Source organism: Nocardiopsis sp. iso_25 (assembly GCF_056173305.1).
Genome location: NZ_CM149667.1, coordinates 849,177 through 875,909 on the forward strand (window position 1 = coordinate 849,177; position 26,733 = coordinate 875,909).

26 protein-coding genes are annotated in these 26,733 nt (G+C 72.8%); 13 read left to right on the forward strand and 13 right to left on the reverse strand.

Annotated elements, in window-relative coordinates:
• Positions 1-44 precede the first annotated feature (44 nt).
• From AC0VX6_RS03930 to AC0VX6_RS03950, 5 genes are all read right to left on the reverse strand, one after another.
• Positions 45-296 carry a DUF4287 domain-containing protein gene (locus tag AC0VX6_RS03930; RefSeq protein ID WP_274976235.1) on the reverse strand — a complete coding sequence of 84 codons (252 nt, stop codon included), beginning with the start codon at positions 294-296 and terminating at the stop codon, positions 45-47.
• A gap of 345 nt (positions 297-641) precedes the next feature.
• Entirely contained in the window at positions 642-1,862 is a 1,221-nt protein-coding gene (locus tag AC0VX6_RS03935) for an acetyl-CoA C-acetyltransferase (RefSeq protein WP_274976236.1), read from the reverse strand.
• A gap of 133 nt (positions 1,863-1,995) precedes the next feature.
• The gene (locus tag AC0VX6_RS03940) at positions 1,996-3,045 is read right to left on the reverse strand and encodes an SGNH/GDSL hydrolase family protein (RefSeq protein WP_475467395.1); all 1,050 of its coding nucleotides are present in this window, start codon (positions 3,043-3,045) and stop codon (positions 1,996-1,998) included.
• Positions 3,046-3,298: 253 nt separating this feature from the next.
• Entirely contained in the window at positions 3,299-3,514 is a 216-nt protein-coding gene (locus tag AC0VX6_RS03945) for a heavy-metal-associated domain-containing protein (RefSeq protein ID WP_475467396.1), read from the reverse strand.
• Positions 3,511-3,951 carry a nuclear transport factor 2 family protein gene (locus AC0VX6_RS03950; protein ID WP_274976239.1) on the reverse strand — a complete coding sequence of 147 codons (441 nt, stop codon included), beginning with the start codon at positions 3,949-3,951 and terminating at the stop codon, positions 3,511-3,513. The genes AC0VX6_RS03945 and AC0VX6_RS03950 overlap by 4 nt, the downstream gene beginning before the upstream one ends.
• A gap of 89 nt (positions 3,952-4,040) precedes the next feature.
• Between AC0VX6_RS03950 and AC0VX6_RS03955 the strand changes: the two genes are divergently transcribed.
• From AC0VX6_RS03955 to AC0VX6_RS03965, 3 genes are all read left to right on the forward strand, one after another.
• Entirely contained in the window at positions 4,041-4,688 is a 648-nt protein-coding gene (locus tag AC0VX6_RS03955) for a TetR/AcrR family transcriptional regulator (protein WP_475467397.1), read from the forward strand.
• 105 nt (positions 4,689-4,793) lie between these two features.
• On the forward strand, positions 4,794-6,170 hold the full coding sequence (locus AC0VX6_RS03960) for a cystathionine beta-synthase (protein WP_274976241.1): 1,377 nt from the start codon (positions 4,794-4,796) through the stop codon (positions 6,168-6,170).
• A 149-nt stretch (positions 6,171-6,319) separates the two neighbouring features.
• Positions 6,320-7,060, forward strand: coding sequence for an acyltransferase (locus AC0VX6_RS03965; protein WP_061081713.1), 741 nt, complete (start codon positions 6,320-6,322; stop codon positions 7,058-7,060).
• Positions 7,061-7,176: 116 nt separating this feature from the next.
• Here the strand turns inward: AC0VX6_RS03965 and AC0VX6_RS03970 are convergent, their stop codons facing one another.
• The gene (locus AC0VX6_RS03970) at positions 7,177-7,779 is read right to left on the reverse strand and encodes a hypothetical protein (protein ID WP_475467398.1); all 603 of its coding nucleotides are present in this window, start codon (positions 7,777-7,779) and stop codon (positions 7,177-7,179) included.
• A 271-nt stretch (positions 7,780-8,050) separates the two neighbouring features.
• Between AC0VX6_RS03970 and AC0VX6_RS03975 the strand changes: the two genes are divergently transcribed.
• Positions 8,051-9,196 carry a cystathionine gamma-synthase gene (locus AC0VX6_RS03975; RefSeq protein ID WP_274976243.1) on the forward strand — a complete coding sequence of 382 codons (1,146 nt, stop codon included), beginning with the start codon at positions 8,051-8,053 and terminating at the stop codon, positions 9,194-9,196.
• Positions 9,197-9,365: 169 nt separating this feature from the next.
• Here AC0VX6_RS03975 and AC0VX6_RS03980 read toward each other — a convergent pair whose 3' ends face one another.
• A complete protein-coding gene (locus tag AC0VX6_RS03980; protein ID WP_274976244.1) occupies positions 9,366-9,605 on the reverse strand; it encodes a hypothetical protein in 240 nt (79 codons plus the stop codon).
• Positions 9,606-9,914: 309 nt separating this feature from the next.
• Between AC0VX6_RS03980 and AC0VX6_RS03985 the strand changes: the two genes are divergently transcribed.
• Complete coding sequence (locus AC0VX6_RS03985) at positions 9,915-10,640, forward strand: GntR family transcriptional regulator (protein ID WP_212641496.1); 726 nt, start codon at positions 9,915-9,917, stop codon at positions 10,638-10,640.
• 8 nt (positions 10,641-10,648) lie between these two features.
• Positions 10,649-11,461, forward strand: coding sequence for a GntR family transcriptional regulator (locus AC0VX6_RS03990; RefSeq protein WP_475467399.1), 813 nt, complete (start codon positions 10,649-10,651; stop codon positions 11,459-11,461).
• Between the two features lie 73 nt (positions 11,462-11,534).
• Here the strand turns inward: AC0VX6_RS03990 and AC0VX6_RS03995 are convergent, their stop codons facing one another.
• Entirely contained in the window at positions 11,535-12,737 is a 1,203-nt protein-coding gene (locus AC0VX6_RS03995) for a VWA domain-containing protein (RefSeq protein ID WP_475467400.1), read from the reverse strand.
• Positions 12,738-13,001: 264 nt separating this feature from the next.
• Entirely contained in the window at positions 13,002-14,435 is a 1,434-nt protein-coding gene (locus AC0VX6_RS04000; protein WP_274976247.1) for a sigma 54-interacting transcriptional regulator, read from the reverse strand.
• A 242-nt stretch (positions 14,436-14,677) separates the two neighbouring features.
• Here AC0VX6_RS04000 and AC0VX6_RS04005 point away from each other — a divergent pair, with 242 nt between their 5' ends.
• Together AC0VX6_RS04005 and AC0VX6_RS04010 are read left to right on the forward strand one after the other, a co-directional pair.
• Positions 14,678-15,829 (forward strand): FIST signal transduction protein, encoded by a 1,152-nt coding sequence (locus tag AC0VX6_RS04005; RefSeq protein WP_274976248.1) that lies wholly within the window; start codon positions 14,678-14,680, stop codon positions 15,827-15,829.
• A gap of 233 nt (positions 15,830-16,062) precedes the next feature.
• On the forward strand, positions 16,063-17,526 hold the full coding sequence (locus AC0VX6_RS04010; protein WP_274976249.1) for a hypothetical protein: 1,464 nt from the start codon (positions 16,063-16,065) through the stop codon (positions 17,524-17,526).
• Between the two features lie 179 nt (positions 17,527-17,705).
• On the opposite strand, the gene AC0VX6_RS04015 is transcribed toward AC0VX6_RS04010, so the two are convergent.
• The 3 genes from AC0VX6_RS04015 to AC0VX6_RS04025 all read right to left on the reverse strand — a co-directional run bounded on the left by AC0VX6_RS04015 (position 17,706) and on the right by AC0VX6_RS04025 (position 19,644).
• Positions 17,706-18,152 carry an RDD family protein gene (locus AC0VX6_RS04015; RefSeq protein ID WP_274976250.1) on the reverse strand — a complete coding sequence of 149 codons (447 nt, stop codon included), beginning with the start codon at positions 18,150-18,152 and terminating at the stop codon, positions 17,706-17,708.
• A 401-nt stretch (positions 18,153-18,553) separates the two neighbouring features.
• Positions 18,554-19,054, reverse strand: a complete 501-nt coding sequence (gene greA / locus AC0VX6_RS04020) for a transcription elongation factor GreA (protein WP_013151152.1) — start codon at positions 19,052-19,054, stop codon at positions 18,554-18,556.
• A gap of 137 nt (positions 19,055-19,191) precedes the next feature.
• A complete protein-coding gene (locus AC0VX6_RS04025; protein WP_047867853.1) occupies positions 19,192-19,644 on the reverse strand; it encodes a DUF4307 domain-containing protein in 453 nt (150 codons plus the stop codon).
• 155 nt (positions 19,645-19,799) lie between these two features.
• Between AC0VX6_RS04025 and mca the strand changes: the two genes are divergently transcribed.
• The 3 genes from mca (at position 19,800) to AC0VX6_RS04040 (ending at position 23,237) form a co-directional block, all read left to right on the forward strand.
• A complete protein-coding gene (mca, locus tag AC0VX6_RS04030) occupies positions 19,800-20,678 on the forward strand; it encodes a mycothiol conjugate amidase Mca (RefSeq protein WP_212641489.1) in 879 nt (292 codons plus the stop codon).
• A 5-nt stretch (positions 20,679-20,683) separates the two neighbouring features.
• Entirely contained in the window at positions 20,684-20,944 is a 261-nt protein-coding gene (locus AC0VX6_RS04035; RefSeq protein ID WP_475467401.1) for a hypothetical protein, read from the forward strand.
• A 259-nt stretch (positions 20,945-21,203) separates the two neighbouring features.
• Positions 21,204-23,237 (forward strand): thioredoxin domain-containing protein, encoded by a 2,034-nt coding sequence (locus tag AC0VX6_RS04040; RefSeq protein ID WP_475467402.1) that lies wholly within the window; start codon positions 21,204-21,206, stop codon positions 23,235-23,237.
• Positions 23,238-23,428: 191 nt separating this feature from the next.
• Here AC0VX6_RS04040 and AC0VX6_RS04045 read toward each other — a convergent pair whose 3' ends face one another.
• Positions 23,429-24,799, reverse strand: coding sequence for a serine/threonine-protein kinase (locus tag AC0VX6_RS04045; RefSeq protein ID WP_274976253.1), 1,371 nt, complete (start codon positions 24,797-24,799; stop codon positions 23,429-23,431).
• Between the two features lie 308 nt (positions 24,800-25,107).
• Here AC0VX6_RS04045 and AC0VX6_RS04050 point away from each other — a divergent pair, with 308 nt between their 5' ends.
• The gene (locus AC0VX6_RS04050; protein WP_212641485.1) at positions 25,108-25,719 is read left to right on the forward strand and encodes an RNA polymerase sigma factor; all 612 of its coding nucleotides are present in this window, start codon (positions 25,108-25,110) and stop codon (positions 25,717-25,719) included.
• Positions 25,720-25,812: 93 nt separating this feature from the next.
• Positions 25,813-26,574: an isoprenyl transferase gene (locus AC0VX6_RS04055; RefSeq protein WP_013151159.1), complete on the forward strand. Its 762-nt coding sequence runs from the start codon at positions 25,813-25,815 to the stop codon at positions 26,572-26,574.
• Positions 26,575-26,733 lie beyond the last annotated feature (159 nt).

Genomic DNA, 26,733 nt, shown 5'->3' on the forward strand with positions numbered 1-26,733 from the left:
CGGGCGGCGGCCCCTTCGCCGTGGTCGGCGGGCCCGCGGCGCGCTCAGGCCTTCCCGCGCCGGGGCGCGGGGATGGAGCGGTTCCTGCGGCGGCGGTCGTACTCCGTCACGAGGGCGTGCGCGTACCACTGGGGCAACTCGTACTCGTCGGCGAGCCAGTTCGACCGGTCCTGGCAGCGCACCAGGCCCGGCCCCCCGTCGAGGGCGTCGAACCACTCGTGGAGTCCCCGGCCGGTGACGACCGGGATGCGTTCGATGAGCTTGGCGTGGATCTCCGGCGAGTGGGTTACCGACATGGGCACCTCCGGCAGCGCGTTGGCGTGTGGCACTTACCTGCGACCCTGCATCAGGATCACGTTCTGGACAAGCCCCGGTCACCAGCTTTTACCTTGCTGGTGTGAGAACGTTCGTCTTCAAGGGGTTCCCAGACGAACCCTGCTGTGGCAGGCGGGTTTTCGTGCGTGTTCCGGAGATGGAAGGCTGTCCGCCAGCGGTGCCCTCCGCGTCCGGAACGCTGACGCGGGGGACGGGAGCGGTCGGTCTCGGCGCGGGCCGACGGGAGGGGCCGCACACGGAGAAGGGCCCGGAACGCGCCGCCGGGGTTCCAGTGGCGCCTTCCGGGCCCGGGGCCCCGCGGGTCGTCAGCTCAGGCGCTCGAAGACGGCGGCCATGCCCTGGCCGCCGCCGACGCACATGGTCTCCAGGCCGAAGGTCCGGTCGTGGAAGCGCAGGCCGTTGATCAGCGTGCCGGTGATGCGGGCGCCGGTGCTGCCGAACGGGTGGCCGATCGCGATGGCGCCGCCGTTGACGTTGAGCTGGGAGTCGATGTCGATGCCCAGCCGGTCGGCGGAGGGCAGCACCTGCGCGGCGAAGGCCTCGTTGATCTCGACCAGGTCGATGTCGCCCATGGCCATGTTGGCGCGGGCCAGCGCCTGCCGGGAGGCCTCCACCGGGCCCAGGCCCATGATCTCCGGGCTCAGGCCGGTCACGCCGGTGGACACGATGCGGGCCAGCGGGGTGATGCCCAACTGGGCGGCCTTGGTGTCGCTCATGACGACCACGGCCGAGGCGCCGTCGTTGAGCGGGCAGGCGTTGCCCGCGGTGACGGTGCCGTCGGGGCGGAACACCGGCTTGAGCTCGGAGACCTTCTCGTAGGTGGTGCCGCGGCGGATGCCGTCGTCGGTGCTGACCACGGTGCCGTCGGGCAGGGTCACCGGGGTGATCTCGCGCTCCCAGAAGCCGTTGTCCAGGGACTTCTCGGCGAGGTTCTGCGAGCGGACCGCGAACTCGTCCTGGCGCTGGCGCGAGACGCCGGTGGCCTGGGCGACGTTCTCGGCGGTCTGGCCCATCGCGATGTAGGCGTCGGGGAGCTGGCCGTCCTCGCGCGGGTCGGTCCAGGTTCCGGCGCCGCCCTCGGCGCGCTTGGCGGTGCGGGCCTTGGCGTCGTCGAAGAGCGGGTTCTCGTTGGCGCCGTCGTCGCTGCTGCCGTTGACGAACCGGCTGACGGTCTCCACGCCCGCGGAGACGAAGACGTCGCCCTCGCCCGCCTTGATGGCGTGGTAGGCCATCCGGGTGGTCTGGAGCGAGGAGGAGCAGTAGCGGGTGACCGTGGTGCCCGGGACGGTGTCCAGTCCCAGCTGGACGGCCACGATGCGCGCCATGTTGAAGCCCTGCTCGCCGCCGGGCAGGCCGCAGCCGAGCATCAGGTCGTCGATGCCGCCCGGGTCCAGCTCGGGGACCTTGGCCAGCGCCGCGCGGACGATCTGGGTGGTCAGGTCGTCCGGCCGGATGTCCTTGAGCGAGCCCTTGAAGGCGCGGCCGATGGGGGAGCGGGCGGTTGCGACGATGACTGCTTCGGGCATGGCTGCGTCCCTAACGGTTGAGGTGCTGCGTGTGGAGCTGTGGATCAGGAGGGCCGGGCGACCTGCTCCGGCCTCGGTTGTTACCGACCAGTAAAACCCGTCCGGGGTCCCGCACGCCACCCGGGGTCCGCGTTCAGCCGCCCTCCCCGGAGCGGTCGGCGTTCTCGGTCGTGCGCACCCCGGCCGAACCGTTCGGGCGCCCGCGGCCGCCCCGGAGGTGGAACGGGCCGCGGACGAGCGCCGCCCAGCGTCCGTGCCTGCCGGGTGTGTCGCCGCTGACCTGGGCGTCCACCCTGGAGACCTCCGTTCCGGGGGTCTGGGCGGCCACCACGGCCGCGCGGTCCACCGGCAGGACGCCGCTGCTGCGCTCGGCGTCGTCCAGCTCGGGCAGCAGCCCCAGGGCGGCGCAGGCCGAGGGCAGGACGGCGAAGGCCGCCTGCGAGTACCCGAGAGCTGACGGATGAAAACGGTCAGGCCCGAACATGGACCCGGGATCTGTCTGGAAATCGTCGGCCAGCACGTCGCTCATGGAGACCGCGCGGCCCCCGGCCTCGGTGACCGCGATGACCTGGGCGGCGGCGAGCTGGCGGGAGGCCAGGCGGGCCACCGAGCGCAGCGGCCAGCCGATGGGCCGGACGGTGCCCAGGTCGGGGCAGGTGCCCACCACCACCCGCGTGCCGTGGCCGACCAGCTGGCGGACGGTCTCGCGGAGCTGGGCGACGGCGTCGTCGGGGCGCACGCGGCGGATGACGTCGTTGGCGCCGACGAAGATGACCGCGAGGTCGTAGCGGGTGGCCTCCTCCAGGGCCCGGGAGCGCTCGATCTGGACGCTCAGGTTGGCCGAGGTGGTCCCGGGGGAGGCGGTGCAGCACAGGCGCACGGGGCGCTCGGCGGCCGCCGCCAGCCCCGAGGCCAGGAGGACGCCGGGGGTCTGGTCCGCCCGCTCGACCGCGAACCCGGCGGCGGTGGAGTCGCCCATCATCAGCATGCGGATCGGCGGTCCGGAGCCCTCGCCGTAGACGCCGTTGACCACGGGCCTGTCCCAGCGGGGGGAGCCGACCGCGCGCCGGGCCAGCCTGGCCTGGAGGTACAGGAGCGCGACGGTGCCGCCGCCCACGAGCGTGAGCCCGCCGCCGAACGCGGTGGCAGCGGCGATCCGTCTTGCGCGTGCGGCTCGCAGCACCGGACACCCCCGAGGCTCGGACCCGCCTGCCCTGGGCGGGACGGATACGAGCGAGGTTACCGGTGGGCAACCCCGGAATCACGTACCTGAGCGGTACACGATCCGTGCCCCGGGGTGAGACGACCGGCATGGGCGGGACAGGGGCGGACGGCTGCCCCGCAGGGGACGACGGTGGGGCGGCGGGGCGGACCGTGCCGGGCGGATCCCCCGGTGACGGCCGGGCCCCGGCGGCGGTCGAGCCTCGGGCGCGGTCCTAGCCGACCACGCCGGTGAGCTCGTAGCCCGCCTCCTCGACGGCGGCCCGCACCTCGGCGGTGTCGAGTTCCCCCTCGCCGGTCACCGTGACCCGGTCGCCCCCGACATCCACCGCCACGGCGGTGACGCCCTCGACGCGTTCCAGCTCCTCGGTGACGAAGCCCGCGCAGTGCCCGCAGGCCATGCCGGTGACGGTGTAGGTGCGCGTGGTCACGCCGACACCTCCAGGACCTCGGAGGCCGAGGCGTCCGCGCTCCCGGAGGCGGCCGAGTCCTCCATGCGGGTGAGCATGGTGGCCTCGCGCATCCTGCCGTCGGGGGCGAACCGCCCGAAGAAGTACACGTCGATGACCAGGTCCCTCCTGCCTCGCTGGACGTACAGGGTGTAGCGGGCGGCGAGCCGGTCGCCGTCCGCCATCGCCTCGTGCACCTTCATCCGGGACGCGCCCGGCCTCTTGCGCGCGGGGCGCGCGTGGGCGATGAGTCTGTCCCGGTCCATGCGGTGCCCGTCGGCGACCTGCACGATGTCCGGGGTGTGGTAGCGGTCCACGACCGCCGCCAGCTCCTCCTCGCCGTGGGCGACCTCCTCCCCGAATCCGGTGAAGAAGTCGGTGATGAACCGCTGGGGGTCGGTGCCGTCGAACGGACTCACGCCGCTTCCCTTCATGTCGCACGTCCCGGGCATAAGTCTTACAGTCTGTACGATATGCATCGTCCACCAACTTTGACAAGGTGTAAGATTTGCATGCCTCACCGCGCCGCCGGGCCGACGCCCGCCGCAGCAGGGCCGCGATCCTGGACGCGGCGGTCCGCCTGCTCGACGACCGCCCCGACGCCAGCGTCGAGAACGTCGCCACCGCCGCGGGCGTGACCCGACAGACCGTCTACGCCCACTTCCCGTCGCGGGCGCACCTGCTGGCGGCGGTCTTGGACCGGGTCACCGAGGAGGCCGTGGCAGCGATGGACGCCGCCGACCTCGATTCCGGGTCCGCCGCGGACGCCCTGCTGCGGCTGGTCGAGGCCGGTTCCCGGTCCGCCGACCGGTATCCCCGGCTCATGCGCGCCGTCGGTTCGCACCCGGCGGACCCGCGGGCCGACGCCGAACGCCACGCGCCTGTCACCGACCGGCTGGGACGTGTCGTTCGGCGGGGTCAGACGAACGGGGAGTTCGACGCCGCGCTCCCCGCGGACTGGCTGGTCGCGGTCGTCGTCGCCCTCGGGCACGCGGCGGCAGCCGAGGAGGACGCGGGACGGCTGTCCGGCGAGGAAGCGGCCGAAGCGCTCCGCTGCACCCTGCTCCGGGCCCTCGGGCACCGGCCGCTCCGGCCGTCCTCCGCGGGAGGGGACCGGTTTCCCGGGGCAGCGGAACCCGCTGGTGGAGACCATTAGAGTCTGAACTGAGACGGGTCGGACCGGCCCACGGCCCCGGTCTCGCCACCGGGGCGAGGACATGGCGGGCCGAAACCCGGCCGCCACCACGCAGAGGGAGCGCAAGTGCGGGTATACGACTCACTGATCGACCTGGTCGGGGACACTCCGCTCGTCCGTTTGAACAAGGTCACCCAGGTCCTCGGCCCGAACGCCCCGACGGTCCTCGCCAAGGTCGAGTACTTCAACCCGGGCGGCTCGGTCAAGGACCGCATCGCGCTGCGCATGGTCGAGGCTGCCGAGAAGAGCGGCGAGCTCAAGCCGGGCGGCACCATCGTCGAGCCGACCTCGGGCAACACCGGCATCGGCCTGGCCATCGTGGCCCAGGAGAAGGGCTACCGCTGCGTCTTCGTCTGCCCGGACAAGGTCGGCCCGGACAAGCTCTCGGTCCTGCGCGCCTACGGCGCCGAGGTCGTGGTCTGCCCGACCACCGTCGCCCCCGACCACCCGGAGTCCTACTACTCCGTCTCTGACCGGCTGGCCACCGAGATCCCCGGCGCCTGGAAGCCCAACCAGTACGAGAACACGAACAACCCGGAGTCGCACTACCACAGCACCGGTCCCGAGATCTGGGAGCAGACCGAGGGCCGCATCACCCACTTCGTGGCGGGCATCGGCACCGGCGGCACCATCAGCGGGACCGGCCGCTACCTCAAGGAGGTCTCCGGCGGCGCGGTGCGCATCGTCGGCGCCGACCCCGAGGGCTCGGTCTACTCCGGCGGCTCGGGCCGCCCCTACCTGGTCGAGGGCGTGGGCGAGGACATCTGGCCCGGCACCTACGACACCTCGGTGTGCGACGACATCGTGGCGGTCAGCGACAAGGACTCCTTCCTCATGACCCGCCGCCTGGCCCGCGAGGAGGCCCTGCTGGTGGGCGGCTCCTGCGGCCTGGCCGTGGAGGCGGCCCTGCGCGTGGCCCGGGACGCCGGTCCCGACGACGTCATCGTCGTGCTGCTGCCCGACGGCGGCCGCGGCTACCTCGGCAAGATCTTCAACGACGAGTGGATGGCCGACTACGGCTTCCTGTCCGCCGAGACCGAGGAGGCCACGGCGGGCCAGGTGCTGGCCGCCAAGGGCGGCGAGATGCCCGACTTCGTGCACGCCCACCCGGACGAGACCGTCGGCACGGCCGTGGCCATCATGCGCGAGTACGGCGTCTCCCAGGTGCCGGTGATGAAGGAGGAGCCCCCGGTCATGGCCGCCGAGGTGGTCGGCTCCATCGCCGAGCGCGACCTCCTCGACGCCCTCTTCGACGGCCGCGCGCAGCTGGACGACCTGGTGGAGACCCACATGGGCAGGCCGCTGGCCACGGTGGGCACCGGCACCCCCGTGAGCGACTGCGTCCGCCTGCTGCGCGGGTCCGGCGCCCTGGTGGTGCTGCGCGACGGCAAGCCGGTGGGAATCCTCACCCGCCAGGACCTGCTGGCCCACCTGTCGGGCTGATCCCGTCCGCGGGAACCCCCGCGAAGCCGCGACGGGGCCCGGACCGCGCTCGAACCGAGCGCGATCCGGGCCCCGCCGTGTACCGACCGGACATGTCACCGCATACTCGGACACTGCTAATGTTCGCGACAGTTACTGATAGGTAATAAATGGGGGCACGCGTGTCGCGGCTGTTGTCCTGGATTCTCCGCTCCGTCTGGTCGTACGCCCGTACCAAAGCCGAAATCCGCGCCGACTCCAGGGCGGCCCGCAGATTCGCGCGCTTCGGCACGGGCTCGGCGATCGCCTTCCCCACGGCCACCCTCTACGGCGAGCCCTGGATCGAGATCGGCGTGCACACCGTCCTGGGCGGGGACATGACCCTCGCCGCCGGGATGGGCCCCGACTACGACCTGGGCCCCGGGACGGTCGTGCGGATCGGCTCGGGCTGCGCCATCGGGCGCGGCTCGCACATCGTCGCCCACAGGTCCGTGGACATCGGCGACCACGTGTACACCGGCCCCTACGTCTACATCACCGACCAGAACCACGCCTACGGCAACACCGAGATCCCGGTGGGCCTCCAGTGGCCGGTGGACGACCCCGTCAGCATCGGCGACGGCACCTGGATCGGCGCGAACGCCGTGATCCTGCCCGGCGTGCACCTGGGCCGCAACTCGGTCGTGGCCGCGGGCACCGTGGTCCGGCCGGGCACCTATCCCGACCACGCCGTCATCGCCGGCGTGCCCGGGAAGGTCGTGCGCACCCACGACCCCGAACTGGGCTGGGACCCGCCGCTGCGCGAGACCGGTACCCCCACCCGGGTGCCCACCCCCGTCACCGGACTGCCACCGGAGGTGCCCGCCGAGCCGCCCCGGCCCGGGTCCTCCACCCGCTTCCCGCCCGCATAGGGCGGGCCCGGCGATCCCCAGGGGAGCCGACCAGGGCCTCCTCCGGCAGCGGGGCGGCGTGCCGGCCGGAGCGGGGGCACCGAGACCCGCCCGCCGGACCGGTCCGGAAGCGGCACTCAGTGCCTGCCGTGCGCCCGGAGCCCGCGTGTGGGGCCCACGAACTCCTCAGAAACCCCGCACACCGCCATGCTCCGGCGCAGGAGTCCGAGGTCGGCGCCGTGTTGACTGAGATGGGCCAGTATCGGGCGGTACCGATCAGTGCGGTCGCGGAGGAACTCGGTGACCGGGCGCAGCTCCAGCCGCACGCAGTCGACGCGGTGACCGCCGACGTCCACGGCGACGTGGTGCCGCCAGGGGCCGGGGCCTCTGCACTCCCACCCGCAGCGGTCGCAGTGCTGCTCGACCGTGCTGAAGCTGAACCCGACGCCGTCCAGGCTGTAGCAGGAGAAGTACTGCCGGGACGGTTCGATCCACCTCGGCGCCACCACGCACGCCAGGCCCGACAGCGCTTCGGCGACGGCATCGACGTCCTCGCGCCGGGCGAGGAGGAGGTCGACGTCCCCCACAGGCAGGTCGACCCCCTGGAGGCACGCCGCGGCGGTGCCGACAAGCCGGTGGCGCAGTCCGGGGACGACGGGTCTGATCAGGTCGAACCCCGTGCGCAGCACCGCTTCCAGGTCTCGGCGGTCGCGCAGTGGCCGGGTGCGGTTCTCGTCCATGACGGACAGGATGGCCGAGGGGTCCGACACCGTAGGCCTGCGCCGCCGTGCCCGTTCGCCAGGTGTGAAGAGAGGGCCCGGGCGGCCGGCACGCGGGCAGCACGGCGCCGGAGGCCCCCGGGGACCCCCCGTTACCCAGGAAACCGCGGGGAGGCCCCCGGGCGCCAGCCCCGGTCCGCGCCTGTGGACAGCTTCCAGACGCGCCCGCGCCCACCGGAACCGGCCTGTGGAAAACACGATCGGTGAGGTCAGCGGGCACTAAGGTGGCCCCATGAAGTTCGACGGGTTTGAAACGCTGGCCATCCACGCGGGGCAGGAGCCGGACGCCGGGACCGGGTCCGTGGTGGTGCCGATCTACCAGACGAGCACCTACGCCCAGGACGGCGTGGGCGGCCTGCGCCAGGGCTACGAGTACTCGCGCACCGGCAACCCCACGCGCGCCGCCCTGGAGGAGTGCCTGGCCGCCCTGGAGTCCGGCGTGCGCGGCCTGGCCTTCGCCTCCGGCATGGCCGCCGAGGACACCCTGCTGCGCACGGTCCTCTCGCCCGGCGACCACCTGATCATCCCCGGCGACGCCTACGGCGGCACCTTCCGCCTGGTCTCCAAGGTGGTCGAGCGCTGGGGCGTGCAGTGGGACGCGGTCGACCAGTCCGACCCCGAGGCCGTGCGCGCGGCCGTGCGGCCCAACACCAGGGTGGTGTGGACCGAGACGCCCACCAACCCCCTGCTCAACATCACCGACATCGAGGCCGTCGCGCAGATCGCGCACGACGCCGGCGCCCTGCACGTGGTCGACAACACCTTCGCCTCGTCCTACCTCCAGCAGCCGCTGACACTGGGCGCGGACGTGGTCGTGCACTCCACCACCAAGTACCTGGGCGGGCACTCCGACGTGGTCGGGGGAGCGCTGGTGGTCTCCGACGCCGAACTGGGCGAGCGGCTGGCCTTCCACCAGAACACCATGGGCGCGATCCCGGGGCCGTTCGACTCCTGGCTGACCCTGCGCGGGATCAAGACCCTGGGCGTGCGCATGGACCGGCACAGCGCCAACGCCGAGAAGGTCGTGGCGGCCCTGGAGGGACACCCCGCGGTCCGCCGGGTGTTCTACCCCGGGTTGGACGCACACCCGGGGCACAAGACCGCCGAACGGCAGATGAGGGCCTTCGGCGGCATGGTCTCCTTCGCCCTGCGCGACGGTGAGAAGGCGGCGCTCGCCCTGTGCGAGCGCACCGAGGTCTTCACCCTGGGCGAGTCCCTGGGCGGGGTGGAGTCCCTGATCGAGCACCCGGGGCGGATGACGCACGCGTCCACCGCGGGCTCCCCGCTGGAGGTTCCGGCCGACCTGGTGCGGATCTCCGTGGGCATCGAGTCCGCCGACGACCTGGTGGCGGACCTGCTCCAAGCCCTGGAGGGCTAGGCGGGGCGTCGCGCGGATCGGCTCGCGCCGGTCCGCGCCGGCGGCCCCGGGCCGCCTCGGCTCCCCGGTCGGGGGAGGGAGGGTTAGGGGCTCTCGGGAGCGGGTGGCGCCGCCGGGCCCGTCCGCGCCGCGGCTCCGTCGCCGCGGCGTTCGTCCCGGCGTTTCCGGCTCAGACCGCGGTGGGCGTGTGGTCGGCGGAGGGGGCGGCAGGCTGCTCCCCGTCGCGGAAGCGCAGCCCCACCACGAGGCTCCCGGTGCGGGAGAGGGAGGTGCCTTCGCCGTCCTCGCGCAGGGAGCGGTAGGTGCCCCGGCGGTCCTGTCGGCGGATGCCGATGGAGACGGCGAGGAAGAACCCCGCGGCCAGGCCCAGGAGTACGACTCCGACGAGGGCGATAACGATGGGGATCATGGTGTTCTCCTCGGGGGGAAGTGCCTATCTGTGTCCTGCGTGCCCTCCTCCGGAGAGGGGGGACGCCGAGCGGTGTCTCACCGTGGTGTTTCCTTTGCGGTGCCGCGGGGGTCAGGCGCCTGGAGCGAAGGGGCGGGGGACCGGCGGTTCTTGTTCTCGGGTGCGTCCTTCCGGCGCCGTCGTGTACTTAGGGTGGCCTTCACTTAAGATGGGCCCATGCTGACCGGGTGGACCTGATTTCCTGGTGACCCGATCATCTTGTTGGTACAAGCTAGGTTGTTGGTCTCATACCCAGGCGAGGATTGATATATGCGGGCCGAAAGCAGATATCGACAGATCGCCCGGACCCTGCGGCGCGAGATCCAGGAGGGCTCCCTGCCCAGGGGAGCGCAGCTGCCGTCGGAGAAGCAGTTGGAGGAGCGCTTCGAGGCGTCCCGCAACACGATCCGGCTGGCCCTGGGAATGCTGCGCAACCAGGGACTGATCGTCAGCCGTCCCGGACGCGGGCACTACGTCCAGGACGTGGTCCCCGAGACCTTCCACGCCAACCGCGGCGGCCCCGAGGGCCTCAACGAGTCCGGCATGACCGGACAGGTCCTGGAGGAGCTCCAGCTCCTCAGCGCCACCCCCGACATCGCCAGCCGCCTGCGCGTCCCCGAGGGCGACATGACGGTCGTCCGCCGGATGTACCGGTTCTCCGGAGAGGTCTCGGCCTCCGTCAGCACCGCCTACTACCCCATGGACCTCGTCGAGGGCACCCCGCTCATGCTGCCCGAGGACGTGGAGAGCGCCCTGTCGGTGCTGGCCGAGTACGGACAGCGCCAGGCCGGGTTCGTCGACGAGCTGGAGACGCGCATGCCCAGCCCGCAGGAGGCGGGCCAGCTCGAACTCCCGCCCGGGGTCCCGGTGCTGACCGTCCACCGGACCGACCTGTCCGAGGAACGCCCCATCCGGCTCGTGCACACCGTCTACGCGGGCCACAGCATCCGATACCAGTACGAACACGGCAACATGAACGCCTACCACCGGGACTGAGCACACGCATGAGCACGTCGAGGAAGACGGTCGTCGCCGACCACCTGCGCGAGGCGCTGGCCAGGGGCGACTACAAGCCGGGTGAGCGGCTGCCGGGGGAGGAGGAGCTCGCCGAGCAGCTCGAAGTCTCCCGCGCCACCGCCCGCCTGGGCATGCGCATCCTCCAGGACGAGGGGCGCGTCGCCATCCGGCCCGGACGCGGGGCCTTCGTCGCCGACCACCGGCCCATCGTCCACCTGGCCGCCCCCGTCACGGGAGGCGGCGACTCCGAGCGCTTCGAGGCGGGATACCAGCCCCACCTGCGCGAGGCCGGATACGACCAGGTCCAGGAGAAGATCAAGGTCAGCCTGGACACCATGCGCCCCAAGGTGGCCAAGCGGCTGCGCGGCGAGGGGCCCGGGGGCGGTACGCGTGGGGACCTGGTGGTCATCCGCGCCTCCGACCGGTTCGTCGACGGCGGCCTGTGGCAGTCCCAGGTCACCTACTTCCCGTACGGCATCGCCAGCAACACCCCGCTCATGTCCCCCGAACGCCTGGAGGAGGGCGTCACCGCCGTCCTGCGGACGCTGGGGTACCGGGAGGAGTGGAACTGGGACATCGTCGGCGCCCGGATGCCCTCCCAGGACGAGGCGGACTCCTTCGGACTGGGGCCGGGCATCCCGCTGCTGGTGCAGGAGCGGGTGGTCTACGAGGGCATGCGCCCGCTGCGGTTCACCGAGACGGTCATGCCCGCCAACCGGCACCAGCTGCTCTACTCCGGCGGAAGCGCCCCCGAGGAACTGCTCGTGCTGGCCTCCGACGTCAGCATCTTCGAACGCTGATTCGCCGAGCCGCCGACCTCTTGGGTCGTTGGTCCGCTGCCCGCCGGGGCCGTTGGTCGGCGGTCCGCCCGGCTCAGCGCAGGTAGCGGTCCATCACCAGCGGCCCCAGCTCCTCGGCACCGGCGTGCACCACCCGCGTCCCGCGCCGCCGCTCCACCAGCTCCTGGAAGGCGCGCAGCCGCGGGTCGTCCGCCAGCAGGAAGAAGGTCACCTCGGCGCCCTCGCGCAGGACGGCGTCCAGCTCGGCGAAGGTCAGCTCCACCGTGCGTGGGGCCGGAGGCCAGGAGAACCGGGCGTCGCCGTCCTCGCCCAGGTGCGCGGTGGGCTCGCCGTCGGTGACCACCAGCACCTGCGGGCGCAGGCCGCCGTGGCGCCGCAGGTGGGCGCGGGCCAGCCGCAGCGCGTGGTGCAGGTTCGTTCCGGGGACGCGGCGCCAGTCGTGCGCGACCAGTGAGGCGGGGGTCAGCTCCCGCGCCCGCTCACCGAAGCCGACCAGGTGCAGCCGGTCCTGCGGGCGGCGCGTGGACACCAGGGTGTGCAGGGCCAGCGCTGTCCGGGTGGCGGCCTCGTGCAGGGACCGGGTCACCATCGAGTGGGACAGGTCCACCAGCAGGGACACGGCCGCGGCCTCCGACGGCTCCGCCCCGGCCACCCGCACGTCCTCGGCCCGCAGCGCCACACCGCGCTCTCCGGGGCGGGCCCGGCGCAGGGCCGCCTCGCGCACGGTCGCGACCGCGTCCAGCGGCCGGTCGCCGTCCACGTCGCGGGGCAGGGAAAGGCCCGTGGGCTCCCCGCCGGGCGCGGTGCCGCCCCGGTGTGCTCCGCCGAGGCCGCCGCGCCCGCGCCGGGAGGTCTCGGCCTCGCGCAGCGCCACCTCGCCCAGACGGCGCAGCTCGCGCGGGCTCAGGCCGTGGTCGGCCCCGTCCAGGCGGGCCAGGATTCGACCGGCTTCTCGGCCCAGCAGGCCCGGCAGACGGCCCAGGGTGACGGCGTCCGCCGTGCCGAGGGCCGCGCGGTCGCCGTCGGCGTACCGGGACAGGACGTCCTCCAGGGCGGACAGCCGCCGCCGGTCCTCCTCGGCCAGCACCCCCGGGTCCTCGCCGGTCGCGGAACCCGTTCCCGGGTCTCCCGGGTCGGTCGTGGAACCCGCCGCCTCCAGGGCCGAGGAGACCAGTACCAGCAGCTCGCGCGCCGCCGCCACGGCCTCCTCGGGCGGAGGGTCGGGTTCGGCCAGCGGATCGGGGCCGCCCATGTACTCCCGGTACCGAAACCTCACAGGCGTCCGCCTCCCTCTCGTCCCGCGCACGCGCACCGCTCGTCCCGCGCACGCGCACCGGCTACCTTCCCGATCCGGGGACCGGCAGTCCTGTGCCGGGCGAGCCGACCACCGAACGGCCGTGTCCGAGCGGGCCCCGACGCACGGCCGTGCCCGAAAACGTCCTCCTGTGCCGCTGGGGGTCGGCGAGGTCCCCGCCCTCCGGGGGGCCGAGGACGGACCGAAGCGGAGCGGAGGTTCAGAAAAACACCGCCTGGAAACGGCCTAGAAGCGGTAGACCCCTCCGTCGGGAAGCTCGTCCTTGGACAGGCGGCGCTCCAGGTACAGGCCCTCCAGCGCGAACTCCACCACCGCGGCGGCCAGCCCCGGGGTCGGCGGGCCGTCCTCGTCCTCGGGCGCCGCGTGCCCGATCATCGTCGCGAGCCCCGGCACCGCGCCCACCCGCCGCAGCAGCTCGGCGGCGCCCACCAGGTCGCCGGTCTCCACCGTGCCACCGCCCGAGAAGCGGTCGGCGAGCTCGGACAGGTCCGCCGTCCCCAGTCGTTCGCGGAACACCTCCGCCACCGCCCGGCGCAGCAGCGCGTGCAGGATCTCCGCCTCGCGGCCCTCGCAGCCCATCTCGAACTCGACCTTGCCGAGCAGCGGCTCCACCGCGGCGGGCAGGTCGCACACCCGGGCCACCGGGACCTCCTCGCCGCTCAGGGCCGCCCGGCGCAGCGCCGACGCCGCCACCGTCTCGGCCGCGGACACCGAGAAGCGCACCGACACCCCGGAACGGGCGTCCACCTTCTTGGAGGCGCGCACCAGTCGGGTGAAGCGGGCCACGGCCTCCAGCAGGTGCGAGGGCACCGTCGTGCCCTCGGGCAGGGCCGCCTCCTGGCGGACGAGCGCCAGTTCGTCGGCCAGGGTCAGCGGGTAGTGGGTGCGCACCTGCGCGCCGAAGCGGTCCTTGAGCGGGGTGACGATGCGCCCCCGGCTCGTGTAGTCCTCCGGGTTCGCGCTCGCCACCAGCAGCAGGTCCAGCGGCAGCCGCAGGTTGTAGCCGCGCACCTGGATGTCGCGCTCCTCCAGCACGTTGAACAGCGCCACCTGGGCCCGCGCGGGCAGGTCGGGCAGCTCGTTGACGCAGAACACGCCCCGGTTGGCCCGCGGCACCAGGCCGTAGTGGATGGTCTCGGGATCGCCCAGGGAGCGCCCCTGCGCCAGGCGCGCCGGGTCCACGTCGCCGACCAGCTCGCCCACGCCGGTGTCGGGCGTGCCCAGCTTCTCGCCGTAGCGCTCCGAGCGGTGCCGCCACACGACCGGCAGCCCGTCGCCCTCCCGCGCCGAACGGCGCACGCAGGCCGGGCAGACCGGCGCGTAGGGGTGGTCGTTGACCGGGCACCCGGCCACCGCCGGGGACCACTCGTCCAGCAGGGTCGCCAGGGTCCGGATCAGCCGGGTCTTGCCCTGGCCGCGCTCGCCCAGCAGGACGATGTCGTGTCCGGCCAGCAGGGCCCGCTCCACCTGCGGCAGCACGGTGGTGTCGAACCCGTGCACCCCGGGGAAGCGGGGTTGTCCCGAGCCCATCCGCCGCAGCAGGTTCTCCCGCACCTCGGCGGCGACCGGCCGGTGGACGTGCCCGGATTCGCGCAGGTCCGCGCGGGTGCGCGGTAGCGGGGGCGGGGTGGGGGAGGGGGGTTCGGGGAGGGTGCTCACCCCACGAACTTATCCACAGCCGTCAAGGAGCGTCTGGTTTCCGGGATTGGCGTGCTGTTTCCTGGATACAAGGGGGCCCAGGGGCTCCGGCCGCACCGTGCTGCCCGCACGCCGCACCGCTGCCGGAGTCCGTGTCCGTTCACCGGAAAACCTCCTGTTCGACGCCGAGGTGGAAGAATGGGACGTGACGGTGGAGTCCTGCGTCCGGCCGCGACGGCCGGCGAAACCGGGGGTGGCAGCTGGTGGCACGGTTCGGCGATGCACTGACGACGGGGGCGGACCTCGTGAACGCGGCCGAGCGCGCCGTACTGAGCGCCCTGGAACAGGTGGACGGCCCTACCGACCTGGTGTGCTTCTTCGTCTGCGGCGCCGACCCCGAGGAGGTCACCCTCGCGGGCAAGCGCGTCATGGAGTTGGCGGGTGACGCGGCCACCCTCGGGTGCAGTTCCACCGGGGTCATCGGCGGCGGCCGCAGCGTCGAGGGCCAGGGCTCGGTCAGCGTGTGGTGCGCCGGTCTGCCCGGCGTGGAGATCACCCCGTTCCGGCTGGACACCGTGGTCGAGGACGACCACCTGGCCGTCATCGGCATGCAGGAGCCCGGCCCCCGCGACAGCGTGGCCATCCTGCTCACCAATCCCTACGAGTTCCCCACCCAGGCCTTCGTCCGCGAGTCCACCGAGGCCCTCGGCGGCCTGCCCCTCGTCGGCGGCATGGCCGACGGCATGCGCGGCGAGGAGTCGGTGCGGCTCTTCTGCGACGGCGAGGTGGCCGAGCACGGCGCCATCGGCGTCCTCGTCGGCGGCGAGAACGTCCTCGGCACCGTCGTGAGCCAGGGCTGCCGCCCCATCGGCTCGCCCATGACCGTCACCAAGGCCGAGGGCAACCTCCTGCTCGAACTCGCGGGCACCAACGCCTACGAGAAGCTGGAGGAGCTGGTCGAGTCCCTCTCCGAGGAGGACCGTGAACTCGCCGAGCACGGCCTGCACATCGGCATCGCCATGGACGAGTACGTGGACCGCCACGAGCAGGGCGACTTCCTCATCCGCACCCTGGCCGGAGCCGACCCCGAACTGGGCGCCCTCACCGTCGACGACATGGTCGAGGTCGGCCAGACCGTCCGCTTCCAGGTCCGCGACGCCGGTACCGCGGACGAGGACCTGGCCCGCCGCCTCAGCGACTTCGGCGCCGAGCACCCCGTCGGCGCCGGTCTGCTCTTCTCCTGCAACGGCCGCGGATCCTCCCTCTTCCCGCAGTCCGACCACGACGTCCTGGCCGTCCACCGCGTCCTCGGCGTCGACGCCGTCGCCGGGTTCTTCGCCGCGGGCGAGATCGGCCCGGTCGGCGGGGTCAACCACGTGCACGGGTTCACCGCCTGCCTGCTGGCCTTCGCCTAGAACGCCTGCTCCCCCGCACCGGCCGTGCGGCCGGTGCGGGGGAGCAGGGGCCGTGTCCGCCGCCACCGGGAGCCGGGCCGCGCCCGGTCCCGGCACAGGCTCCACCGTGTTCCCGAGTCGGACTTTTACCGCTATGAGACCGACACCCGACACGAGCTACTTGAGTGCTTTCGCGACGGATTGCTTACTGGGAGTGTCCATCTTGGTAACTCCACGTGTTTGGCAGGGCGGAAATGTCCCACACGAGGCGCGAGCGCGCCAGAAGCACCGCGAAGACCCTGGCGTCCCTGGCCGCCCTCGTGCTCCTCGCGCCCCTGCCCCCGGCCCCGGCGTTCGCGGAGGAGGGCTGGCTGCGCCAGGAACCGGGCTCCGCCGACCGGATCGGCCTGGTCCTGGAGTCCGGAGCGCTGCGCCTGGACGGCGACGCGGGCTACGCGGACGGGATCGTGGCCCGGTGGGAGCCGGAGCCCCGGCACGGCGGCCTGGCGGTCTTCCCGCCGCAGCCGCTGGAGGCCCCGGCTGACACCGTGGACGTGCGGGTGCGAACGGAAGGCGACCCCGGGGAGGTGGACACCGAGCTGCGCGGCGGTCGGGCCGACGGGGCGTGGACCGAGTGGCACCCCGTCGGGGACGGGCGGGTGACGCTGCCGCACGAGGTCGCGCGCGTGCAGCTGCGGGTGCGGGTCAGCGGGGAGGGGACCGGCCTCACGGGCCTGCGGATCCGCCCGCTGGAGGAGGACGGGGAGCCGCCCCAGGAGGGCGGTACCGGGGAGCCCGACGACGGGCAGGGCGGCAACGCGACCGCGCCGACTGCTCCGGCCGCCCCCACCGGCCCCTCGGAACCGGTGGAACCGGGAAGCTCCGGCGCTCCCCCCGGCCCCTCCGCACCGGGAGGCCCCGAACCCCCCACCGACCCCTCGGGTCCCGACGACTCCGGCGACCACGAAGACCGCGCCGAGCCGTTCTCAGCCACCCTCTTCGCCACCCGTATCGGCCTGGTCGGCAACACCACCGCCAACGGCCACCGGATCCGCGAGAACGACCACTTCGCCGCCCTGCCCTCGCGCCGGGGCCTGGCGGTCCGGGGCGGCGGCGAGTACACCGTGCGGGTGTGCACCACCGGCGCCCTGGGCCCCGAGGGGCGGGGCGACACCGAGGACCACCGGTCGCGCTGCGCCTACCTGCCGGTGTGGGACGTGGGGCCCTGGAACACCAGGGACGACCACTGGAACGCCGAACGCGAGACCTGGCCCGACCTGGAGCGGGGGCGCCCGCAGGCGCAGGCGGCCTACACGCTGGGGCACAACGGCGGTCTCGACGGGTTCGGGCGGCGGGTGCGCAACCCGGCGGGCATCGACCTGGCCGACGGCGCGTTCCGGCAGGGGCTGGAGCTGCCCACCAACGGGTGGGTGCGGGTCGACTACCTGTGGACCGGCGAGTACCGCAGGCGCGCGCTGATCACCGCGGCCGACCAGCGGCACCCCGTGGTCGTGCGCGGGGGTCCGGGGCTGGAGTACGAGCCGGTGGGCCTGGCCGCGCACAGCGCCAACGTCGACGTGGCCTGTCAGGCCGTCGGCGACGCGATGGCGGGGACGTTCGGGACGAGTCGCGCCTGGTACCGGATCGGGGAGGGCGACTACGTCCCGGCCGTGTTCGCCGACGGCGGGGCGGGCGCCCCGGCCTGTGCGGAGCCGTGAGGCGGGCGCGTGCTCCGGGCCGGCGCGGAGCCGTGGGACGGCGCGTCGGCGGTGTGCGGGCAGCACGGAGCGGACGGGGTGGGGACCCCCCTTTACCACGCTAGGCCCCGGCTGGCCCGCGCCGACAGGGGGAGTTCCCGCCTGTGGACAACCCTGCGGCGCACCCGGCGGCGGGCGTCTCAGGTGCGGATGACCACGGTTCCGGCGACCCGGTCGTGCAGGGCCCGCTTCTCGCCGCCGAGCGCCGCCATGGACTCGGCCAGCGTGAAGATGTGGCCCACGACCGGCAGGGACTGCGGGAAGCCGAAGAACGCGGAGCGGCCCATCGCCTGCCCCTGGCCGAGCCCGCCGCCGTCGGCGGCGTCGACCACCTTGATTCCCACCATCATCTTGCCGAGCGTGCGCCCCCAGGTGACCAGGTACAGCCAGTCGTAGAAGAACAGCAGCAGACCCCACCCGAACACGAACAGCAGCGCCCACAGGGTGCCCTCGGCGTCGGTGGTCTGGTCGCTGCCGGTCAGGATCACCGTCACGAAGGCCATCAGGATGAAGAACGCGACCGCGGCGATCACCACGAGGACGTAGTCGATGGCGCGGGCGGCCAGGCGGCGGCCGAACGTGGCCATCTCCGGCGCCGGCGCCGGGAACGGGCCCGGCACCGGACCCGGGAACGCGCTCTGCCCCGGCAGGCCCTGCCCCGGCAGGCCCCATCCGGCGCCCGGAGGGGGCGCGCCCTGGCCGGGCACGGGGCCGCCGGGACCCCACCCCCCGTTCGGGGGCGGGTAAGCGCCGGGACGGGGTTCCTGGGGGTTCCAGTGGGGCGAGGACATGTCGGCAGGGAATCCCTCGGTTGGTCGGACCGGCGGCCGGGGAAGCCGCCGCGGGAGTGTGCTTCGAGACTACGACGCGGGGAACCCTCCGGAGGATCCCCCGCCGCACACGCGAAGGGGCGCCCCCGGCCGGGGGCGCCCCTTCGCGTGTGCGGCGGGGGCGGTAGGACACCGCCCCCGTGATCGCCGAACCGCCGCTACATGCCGGTGTAGGGCACGGCGTCGATGATCTCGACGCCCAGGCTCTTGCCGTTGGGCAGCGTGTAGCTGACGTTCTCCCCCACGCGCTTGCCGTTGATGGCGGAGCCCAGCGGTGACCTGGGCGAGTACACGTCGATGGGGGAGCCGCTCTCCTCGCGGGAGGCGAGCAGGAAGGTGACCTCGTCGTCGTCCCCGTCGAACTTGACGGTGACGGTCATGCCGGGGCCGACCACGCCCTCGGTGTGGGGCGCCTCGCCGACCCGCGCGGTGCGCAGGATCTCGGTGAGCTGGAGGATGCGGGCCTCCATCTTGCCCTGCTCCTCCTTGGCGGCGTGGTAGCCGCCGTTCTCCTTGAGGTCGCCCTCTTCCCGGGCCGCCTCGATCTTCTCCGCGATCTCGATGCGCCCACTCCCCGACAGGTGGTCCAGCTCGGACTTGAGCCGGTCGTACGCCTCCTGGGTGAGCCAGGTGACGTTGTCATCGCGGGTCTGGGTCACGGGAACTCCTTGTGTACTAGTAGCAAAGGCCACCAGGCGGCCAGAGCTGAACTTACGAGAATATCACCGTGCGTCGTGACACACGGGTTCCCGCGGTTCGGCGGTGCCTCCGGAGCCGGGCTAAGGGGCTCGGTGGATCAGTCCTGCGAACCTTGTTCCCTGCACGAGGCCACTTCTACCGTGGCGGCCTGACGAACCGTCTCAACGGTCGTGGTGACCATCCGGTTCCCGGCCTCGGCCTCGGAACGCGTCTGGCCCACCTCGACGAGCTGTTCGTCCAGCGCCACGATCAGGCACTCGGCGCCGCTCCTGCTGTTCACCTCGTAACTGATGGTGGCCTCCTCGGGCGTGGGCGCCGAGAAGGTGATGACCTGGTGGTACACGCCGCCGCCCAGACCGCTGAAGTTCATCACGGAGTAGCCCCAGCCGACCGCGCACGTCACCGCGAAGAGGGTGGCGATGACGAAGAAGACCGGTCCGTTCCCGTGGCGCTTGCGCAGCGCGGGAGCGGTACTGGCCGAGGAGTCGGCCGCTGTGTCGGCCGTGGCTTCGGCGCTCTTCACGGCGTCTTCCTCCGGGGTCGGCTGCATCGGGAATCTCCGAACAAGGGGACGGTGTTGTCTAAGATATCCCCGACCTGACAGCCTCCCCACGCGCCCCGCGCGGAAGTCGTCCGAGCCTGTGTACCGGGGGAGCCGGACGGCCGCGCCCCCGCGTCCGTCCACCGAGTCAAGGAGACCCTTCGTTGTCCGAGCGCCTGCGGCTCATGGCCGTTCATGCCCACCCCGATGACGAGTCCAGCAAGGGCGCGGCCACCATGGCCCGCTACGTGGAGGAGGGCGTCGACGTGCTCGTTGTCACCATGACCGGTGGCGAGCGCGGCGACATCCTCAACCCCGCGATGGAGCGTCCCGACATCCGCGAGAACATCGCACAGGTGCGCCGAGAGGAGATGGAGCGGGCCAGGGAGATCCTCGGCGTCCAGCAGGAGTTCGCCGGTTTCGTCGACTCCGGCCTGCCCGAGGGCGACCCGCTGCCGCCCCTGCCCGAGGGCTGTTTCGCCACCCTCCCGGTGGAGGAGGGCGCCGCGCCCCTCGTGGAGTCCATCCGCAGGTTCCGGCCGCACGTCATCCTCACCTACGACGAGAACGGCGGTTACCCGCACCCCGACCACATCATGACCCACAAGGTGTCGATGCACGCCTTCGACACCGCGGGCGACCCCGACGCCTACCCGGACGCGGGCGACCCCTGGCAGCCGCTCAAGCTGTACTACTTCGTCTCCTTCCCGCCCGAGCGGTTCGAGGCCCTGGCCGACGTGCTGGCCGCGCGCGGCCTGGAGAACCCCTTCGAGGAGTGGATGAAGCGGATCGCGGACCGCGACCGCCCCCGCTGGGAGATCACCACGCGCGTGCACTGCAGCGAGTACTTCGACGTCGCCGACGAGGCGCTCAAGGCGCACGCCACCCAGGTGGACCCCAACGGGTTCTGGTTCGCCGTGCCCAACGAGGTCGTCGCGGAGGCCTGGCCGAGTGAGGACTACCACCTGGTGCGCTCGCTGGTGGACACCGAGGTCCCGGAGAAGGACCTCTTCGCGGGTGTCCGAGAAGCAGTGAGAGTATGAGTGGTATGAACACCCTTCTCACGTCCGCGACGGTGCTGGCGGGCGACTTCCAGCTCGACAGGGACACCGTGACCCCCGGCGTGCTCGGCTTCCTCGTCATCTTCGTCATCGGCGTCGGACTGTACTTCCTCATGCGCAGTCTCATGGGCAAGCTCCGCGCCCTGCCCAAGGACGACGACTTCGGCGCGAGGACCGCGGTCTCCGACGACGGCGGGTCGGCCGACGCGGCGCAGGTCCCCGCCGAGGACACCGCTCCGCGGACCTGAGGAGACGCCCCCGCCCTGCCCCAGCGGGAAGGCGTGTCCGGGCCCACCGTTCGGACCGGACGCCTCGGGGCGCTCCCGCGTCCGCCGGTCGGGCGCGCAACCTCCTCCCGGGCGGTGGCACGCGTCCCGCTCCGGCGGGTGCGCGGCATCCCACCGCCCCGGGTGGCGGAGGCCACGGACGCCCCGTCGGCCTCCGTGCCGCGGACCCCGCTCCGGCGGGTGCGCGACGCCCCGCGGCCGCGGGTGGCACAGTGGGGGCATGTCCAACCGCCTGAGCGACGCGACCAGCCCCTACCTGTTGCAGCACGCCGACAACCCCGTGGAGTGGTGGCCCTGGGGTGAGGAGGCCCTGGCCGAGGCGCGTCGGCGCGACGTGCCCCTCCTCGTCTCCGTCGGTTACGCCGCCTGCCACTGGTGCCACGTGATGGCCCACGAGTCCTTCGAGGACGAGGCGACCGCGGCCCTGATGAACAGCCTCTTCGTCAACGTCAAGGTGGACCGCGAGGAGCGCCCCGACGTCGACGCCGTCTACATGGAGGCGACCCAGGCCATGACCGGCCAGGGAGGCTGGCCCATGACCGTGTTCACCACCCCCGACGGCGCCCCGTTCTACTGCGGCACCTACTTCCCGCGCGAGCACTTCCAGCGCCTGCTGCGGGGCGTGGCCGACGCCTGGCGGGACCAGCGCTCCGAGCTGGTCGGCCAGGGCGCGCGCGTGGTGGAGGCGCTCAGCGGCCCGCCCACCCTGGCCGCCGCGCCGCCGCCCTCCGCGGACCGGCTCGACCTGGCCGTCCGCGCGCTGGTGCGCGACTACGACAGCGCCCACGGCGGTTTCGGCACCGCGCCCAAGTTCCCGCCGTCGATGCTGCTCTCCTTCCTCACCGCGCAGGACGAGCGCACCCGGCCCCTGCGGAGCGCGGACGAGTCCACGCCCGCCTGGCTCATGGCCAGCGGCACCGCCCTCGCCATGGCGCAGGGCGGCATGTACGACCAGCTCGGCGGCGGTTTCGCCCGTTACTCGGTGGACCGCGAGTGGACCGTGCCGCACTTCGAGAAGATGCTCTACGACAACGCCCTGCTGCTGCGCGCCTACGCCCGGATGGGCCGCCGCCCCTCGGGGCCGGGGGTCTCCGACGCCGCCACCCACGCCCTGCTGCGCCGGATCGCCGGGGAGACCGCCGACTGGATGCTGCGCGACCTGCGCACGCCCGAGGGCGGGTTCGCCTCCGCGCTGGACGCCGACAGCGAGGGCGAGGAGGGCACCTACTACGTGTGGACGCCCGCCCAGCTGAGTGAGGTCCTGGGCGAGGAGGACGCCGCCTTCGCCGCCGAGGTGTTCGGCGTGACCGAGGAGGGCACCTTCGAGCGCGGCGCCTCCGTGCTCCAACTGCCCGTCCCGCCCGCCGACGCCTGGCGCTACCAGCGGGTCCGCGAGGCCCTGCTGGCGGCCCGCGCCGAGCGGGTCGCCCCCGCGCGCGACGACAAGGTGGTGGCAGCCTGGAACGGCCTGGCGGTCGCCGCGCTGGCCGAGGCCGGGGTGCTGCTGGAGCGGCCCGACCTGGTGGAGGCCGCCCGTGGGACCGCGGACCTGCTGCTGCGCGTGCACCTGCGGGACGGGCGCCTGGTCCGCACCTCCAGGGACGGGCGCGTGGGCACCAGCGCCGGGGTGCTGGAGGACTACGCCGACGTCGCCGAGGGGCTGCTCGCCCTGCACGGCGTGACCGGGGAGGCGCGCTACGCGCACGAGGCCGGGCGCCTGCTGGACACCGTCCTGGAGCGCTTCGGCGACGGCTCCGGCGGGTTCTACGACACCGCCGACGACGCCGAGCGCCTCTTCAACCGCCCCCAGGACCCCACCGACAACGTCACGCCGTCCGGCCGGTCGGCGGCTGCGTCCGCGCTGCTCACCTACGCCGCGCTGACCGGCTCCGAGCGCCACCGCACGGCCGCCGAGGAGGCGCTGTCCCCGGTGGCGGTGCTGGCGGAGAAGGCCGCCCGGTTCGCCGGATGGGGTCTGGCCACCGGCGAGGCCCTCCTGGCCGGGCCGCGCGCCGTCGCGGTGGTGGGCGACCCCGACGACCCCGGGACCGCGGAGCTGGTGCGCGCCGCGCTGGTCTGGGCGCCGCTGGGCACCGTGCTCTCGCGCGGCGACGGCCGCGACGACGGCGGGGTGCCGCTGCTGCGCGACCGCGCGCCGGTGGGCGGGCGACCGACCGCCTACGTGTGCGAGGGCTTCGTGTGCAAGCTCCCGGTCACCTCGCCCGAGGACCTGCGGGAGCAGCTGCTGGCCTGACGGGTGCCGCCGCCAGGGTCATGGGAACTGTTTTTTGAACCGGCCCTCAGCCCGTGGGGGGTCGGTTCGGGCGTCCACGGGGTTCTGGAGGTGGCGGAAGCGGGTTCCCGTGGGGGAACCGCGCCGCAGGCGTCCGTTGAGGGCGGTGGTGGGTGGCGGGTGGGACGAAGCGGAGGTCCAAGAAACACGCCCTAACCCAGGTGCGTACCGGCGATGATCCGGTCCACCAGGTCGGGCCGGTAGCCCGGCTGGCGGATCTCCATGTACACGGTCGTGGGCTCGCCCGGCTCGTGCACGGCGGCGCTGCTCAGCGATCCGTTGCCGTGGCACTCGGGCCAGTCCCACACCGTGCCCTCCCAGGCGCCGGTGTCCAGCGGGCGCTCCTCGGGAGGGTCTCCGCACGGCTCGGCGCCGGCGATCCCGCTCAGGTCGGCGGGGCCGCTCACCACGGTCGCGTACACACCGTAGGCCGTCTCCCGGGTGGAGTCCCAGCCCTCGGCGTCGGTCGCCACCAGCAGCCCCGGTCCCGCCCCGGCCTCGGCCGCCGCGGGGAGGGCCTCCTGTGCGGTGTGGATCTCGTGGGCCCACACCGACGGCACCTCCAGGTAGATCCCCTGCGCGGCGTCGTGCACGGTGGTCAGGGACACCCCCGGCCTGCCCAGGGACCCCGAGAGGCCGGCTCCTGTCAGCACCAGCGCCCCCGCCAGGGCCGCCGCCCGGCGCCAGGGCATGCGGAACCGCTGCCACCACGGCACGGCCGCCTTGGGCAGGTCGGGCGCCATACGGATGGTTCTGACCCGGTCGGTGAAGGTTTTGGCGTCCGCCGGACGGCTTTCCCGGTCCACCGAAAGCGCCGACAGGATGAGCTCGTCGAGCGCGGGGGGCAGACCTGGCCGGATCTGGCCAGGGGCGACCTTCACCGGCGGGCGCGAGGGCGGGCGGCCGGTGATGAGCTCGTAGGCCACCGCGCCCAGCGAGTACACGTCCGACCGGACGTCCAGGTCGCCGCCGGGAATGCTCTGCTCGGGGGACATGTAGCCGGGGGTCCCGGCCGCCGCGGTGAACCCCGACGCCTCGTCGATCGACTTGGCGAACCCCAGGTCCGCCACCAGCACCCTCTGCCCCACGGGCGACGACTGGAGCAGCACGTTCGACGGCTTGATGTCGCGGTGGATCGTGCCGTGGTTGTGCAGCACCGTGATGCCCTGGCCGATCTCGGTCAGCAGCCGCAGGGCCTCGTCCAGGGGCAGTGTGCCCCGGTGGACGAGGTCGGCGACGCTGCCCTGGTCGGCGTAGGTCATCACCATGTAGGGCCGGCCGTCGGGGAGCACGTCCACGTCGTGCACCGCCACCAGCCAGGTGGAGTCGGTCTGGCGCAGGATGCGCGCCTCCTCCAGGAAGCGGTGCTGGATGTCCATCTGGTGCGCCCAGTTCTCGGCGAGTACCTTGATGGCCACCGAGTAGTTCAGCAGGTCGTCCTGCGCCAACCAGACCGTGGCGAAGGAACCCGACCCAAGGCGCCGGATGACGCGGTAGCGCCCGAAGGCCTCAGGTTGGCTCATCTCCGCCTCGGTCTGTCAGGGGTGAACACGCGGTCGTTGCCCACTAATACACCATCTGTACCTTCACATTGCCTCCCGCCGGTATGATCCCCTCTCCGGGTGGCGCCGATCCCCTCCGGCCGTGGACACTGGAGGAGGCCCGAAGGGCTCCGCGCAGTGCGCGGCGGCGAGGGCGACGATTTTTCGCGAGTGCGGATCCGGACCGGGGCCGTAGACGTCCCAGTGACGTGTGACCCTCGAACGCAAGGGCGCACCCGCGTCCGCAGCGGACGGCCGGATGTCTGCCGTCAGTCAGGGAGAGACCAGACATGCGCAGTAGTGACCACGCAGACCACGAGGAGAGCCCCGCGCCCCGGCGCCGGGTGGCGAGCAACGTCGACGAGGAGCTGGAGGACCTCGCGCGCCGGGCCAAGGCCGGGGACGCCATGGCCCTGGACGACCTGCTCCGGCGGATCCAGCCCGAGGTGCTGCGCCGCTGCGCCCGCTTCCTGCCCTACCGGCAGGACGCCGAGGAGGCGTGCCAGGACGCGCTGCTGCGCGTGGCGCGCAAGATCGACAGCTTCAAGGGCGACTCCCTGTTCACCACGTGGCTGTACACCGTGGTGTCCAACTCCGCCCGGCAGACCTACCGCTCCATGAAGCGGCGCTCGGCGGAGTTCCCCACCGAGGCCGAGCGCATGCCCCACCAGAGCGACCCCCGCACCACCAGCGTCATCGCCGGCTCCCGCATCGACCTGCTGGAGGCCCTCGACCAGCTGGAGAAGGACCGCCCCAACCTGGTGGCCCCCCTGGTCCTGCGCGACCTGTGCCAGATGGACTACAACGAGATCGCCTCCGAGCTCAACCTGGCCCTGGGCACCGTCAAGTCCCGCATCCACCAGGGGCGCAAGCACGTGCGCAAGTCCCTGGCCGTGACGTAGCCCCCTTCGGGCGAACTACGCTGGAGGAATCCCCGTCGGCACATCCTTTCCAGCGGTGTGCTGTTCCAGATCCAGCTCTGAGAGGTTTCGCCAATGGGGCTTCGTGACCCCCTGTACTGGCTCTACGAGCGGCGCCTGGAGCGTCGGCTGACCAGTCAGGAGATCCCCCGCCACGTCGGTGTCGCCATGGACGGCAACCGCCGCTGGGCCAAGGTGAGCGGGCTCGGCGCGGCCGAGCAGGGCCACCAGGCGGGCGCGAACAAGATCTTCGAACTGCTGCGCTGGTGCGACGAGGTCGGCGTGCAGGTGGTCACACTCTGGATGCTGTCCACCGACAACCTCAGCCGGGACGAGTCCGAGCTGGGCCCGCTGGTGCGCATCATCGAGCAGACCATCGCCCGGCTTCGCGAGGAGGGGTGGAACACGCGCCCCGTGGGGGCCCTCGACATCCTGCCCGCGTCCACCGCCCAGGCTCTCAAGGAGGCGGAGACGGCCACATCCGGTAACCCCGGGCTGGTTGTCAACGTCGCCGTCGGGTATGGAGGTAGACGTGAGATCGCTGATGCGGTTCGGTCCCTCCTCCAAGCGGAGGCGGCCAAGGGCACCGGTATCCAGGAGCTTGCCGAGCGCCTGGACATCGAGGACATCGCACGGCATCTCTACACGCGCGGTCAGCCCGACCCCGACCTGCTCATCCGCACGTCGGGGGAGCAGCGCCTGTCCGGCTTCATGCTGTGGCAGAGCGTGCACTCGGAGTTCTACTTCTGCGAGGTCTACTGGCCTGCCTTCCGCAGGGTGGACTTCCTGCGTGCACTGCGCTCGTACGGCGCGCGCAACCGCCGCTACGGATCCTGATCCCCCCGAACCCGACCCCTTAACGCGGAGTTCACCGCGCGGAGGGAGAGGTCCCTTGGAAACGGGAGCACGGACGCGTAGCGTCGGGAGTAGCGGGTGGCGTTCGTCCACCCGTTCGGGAGGCCCCGTCTCATTGATCTCCTCCGCCATCGCGGAACG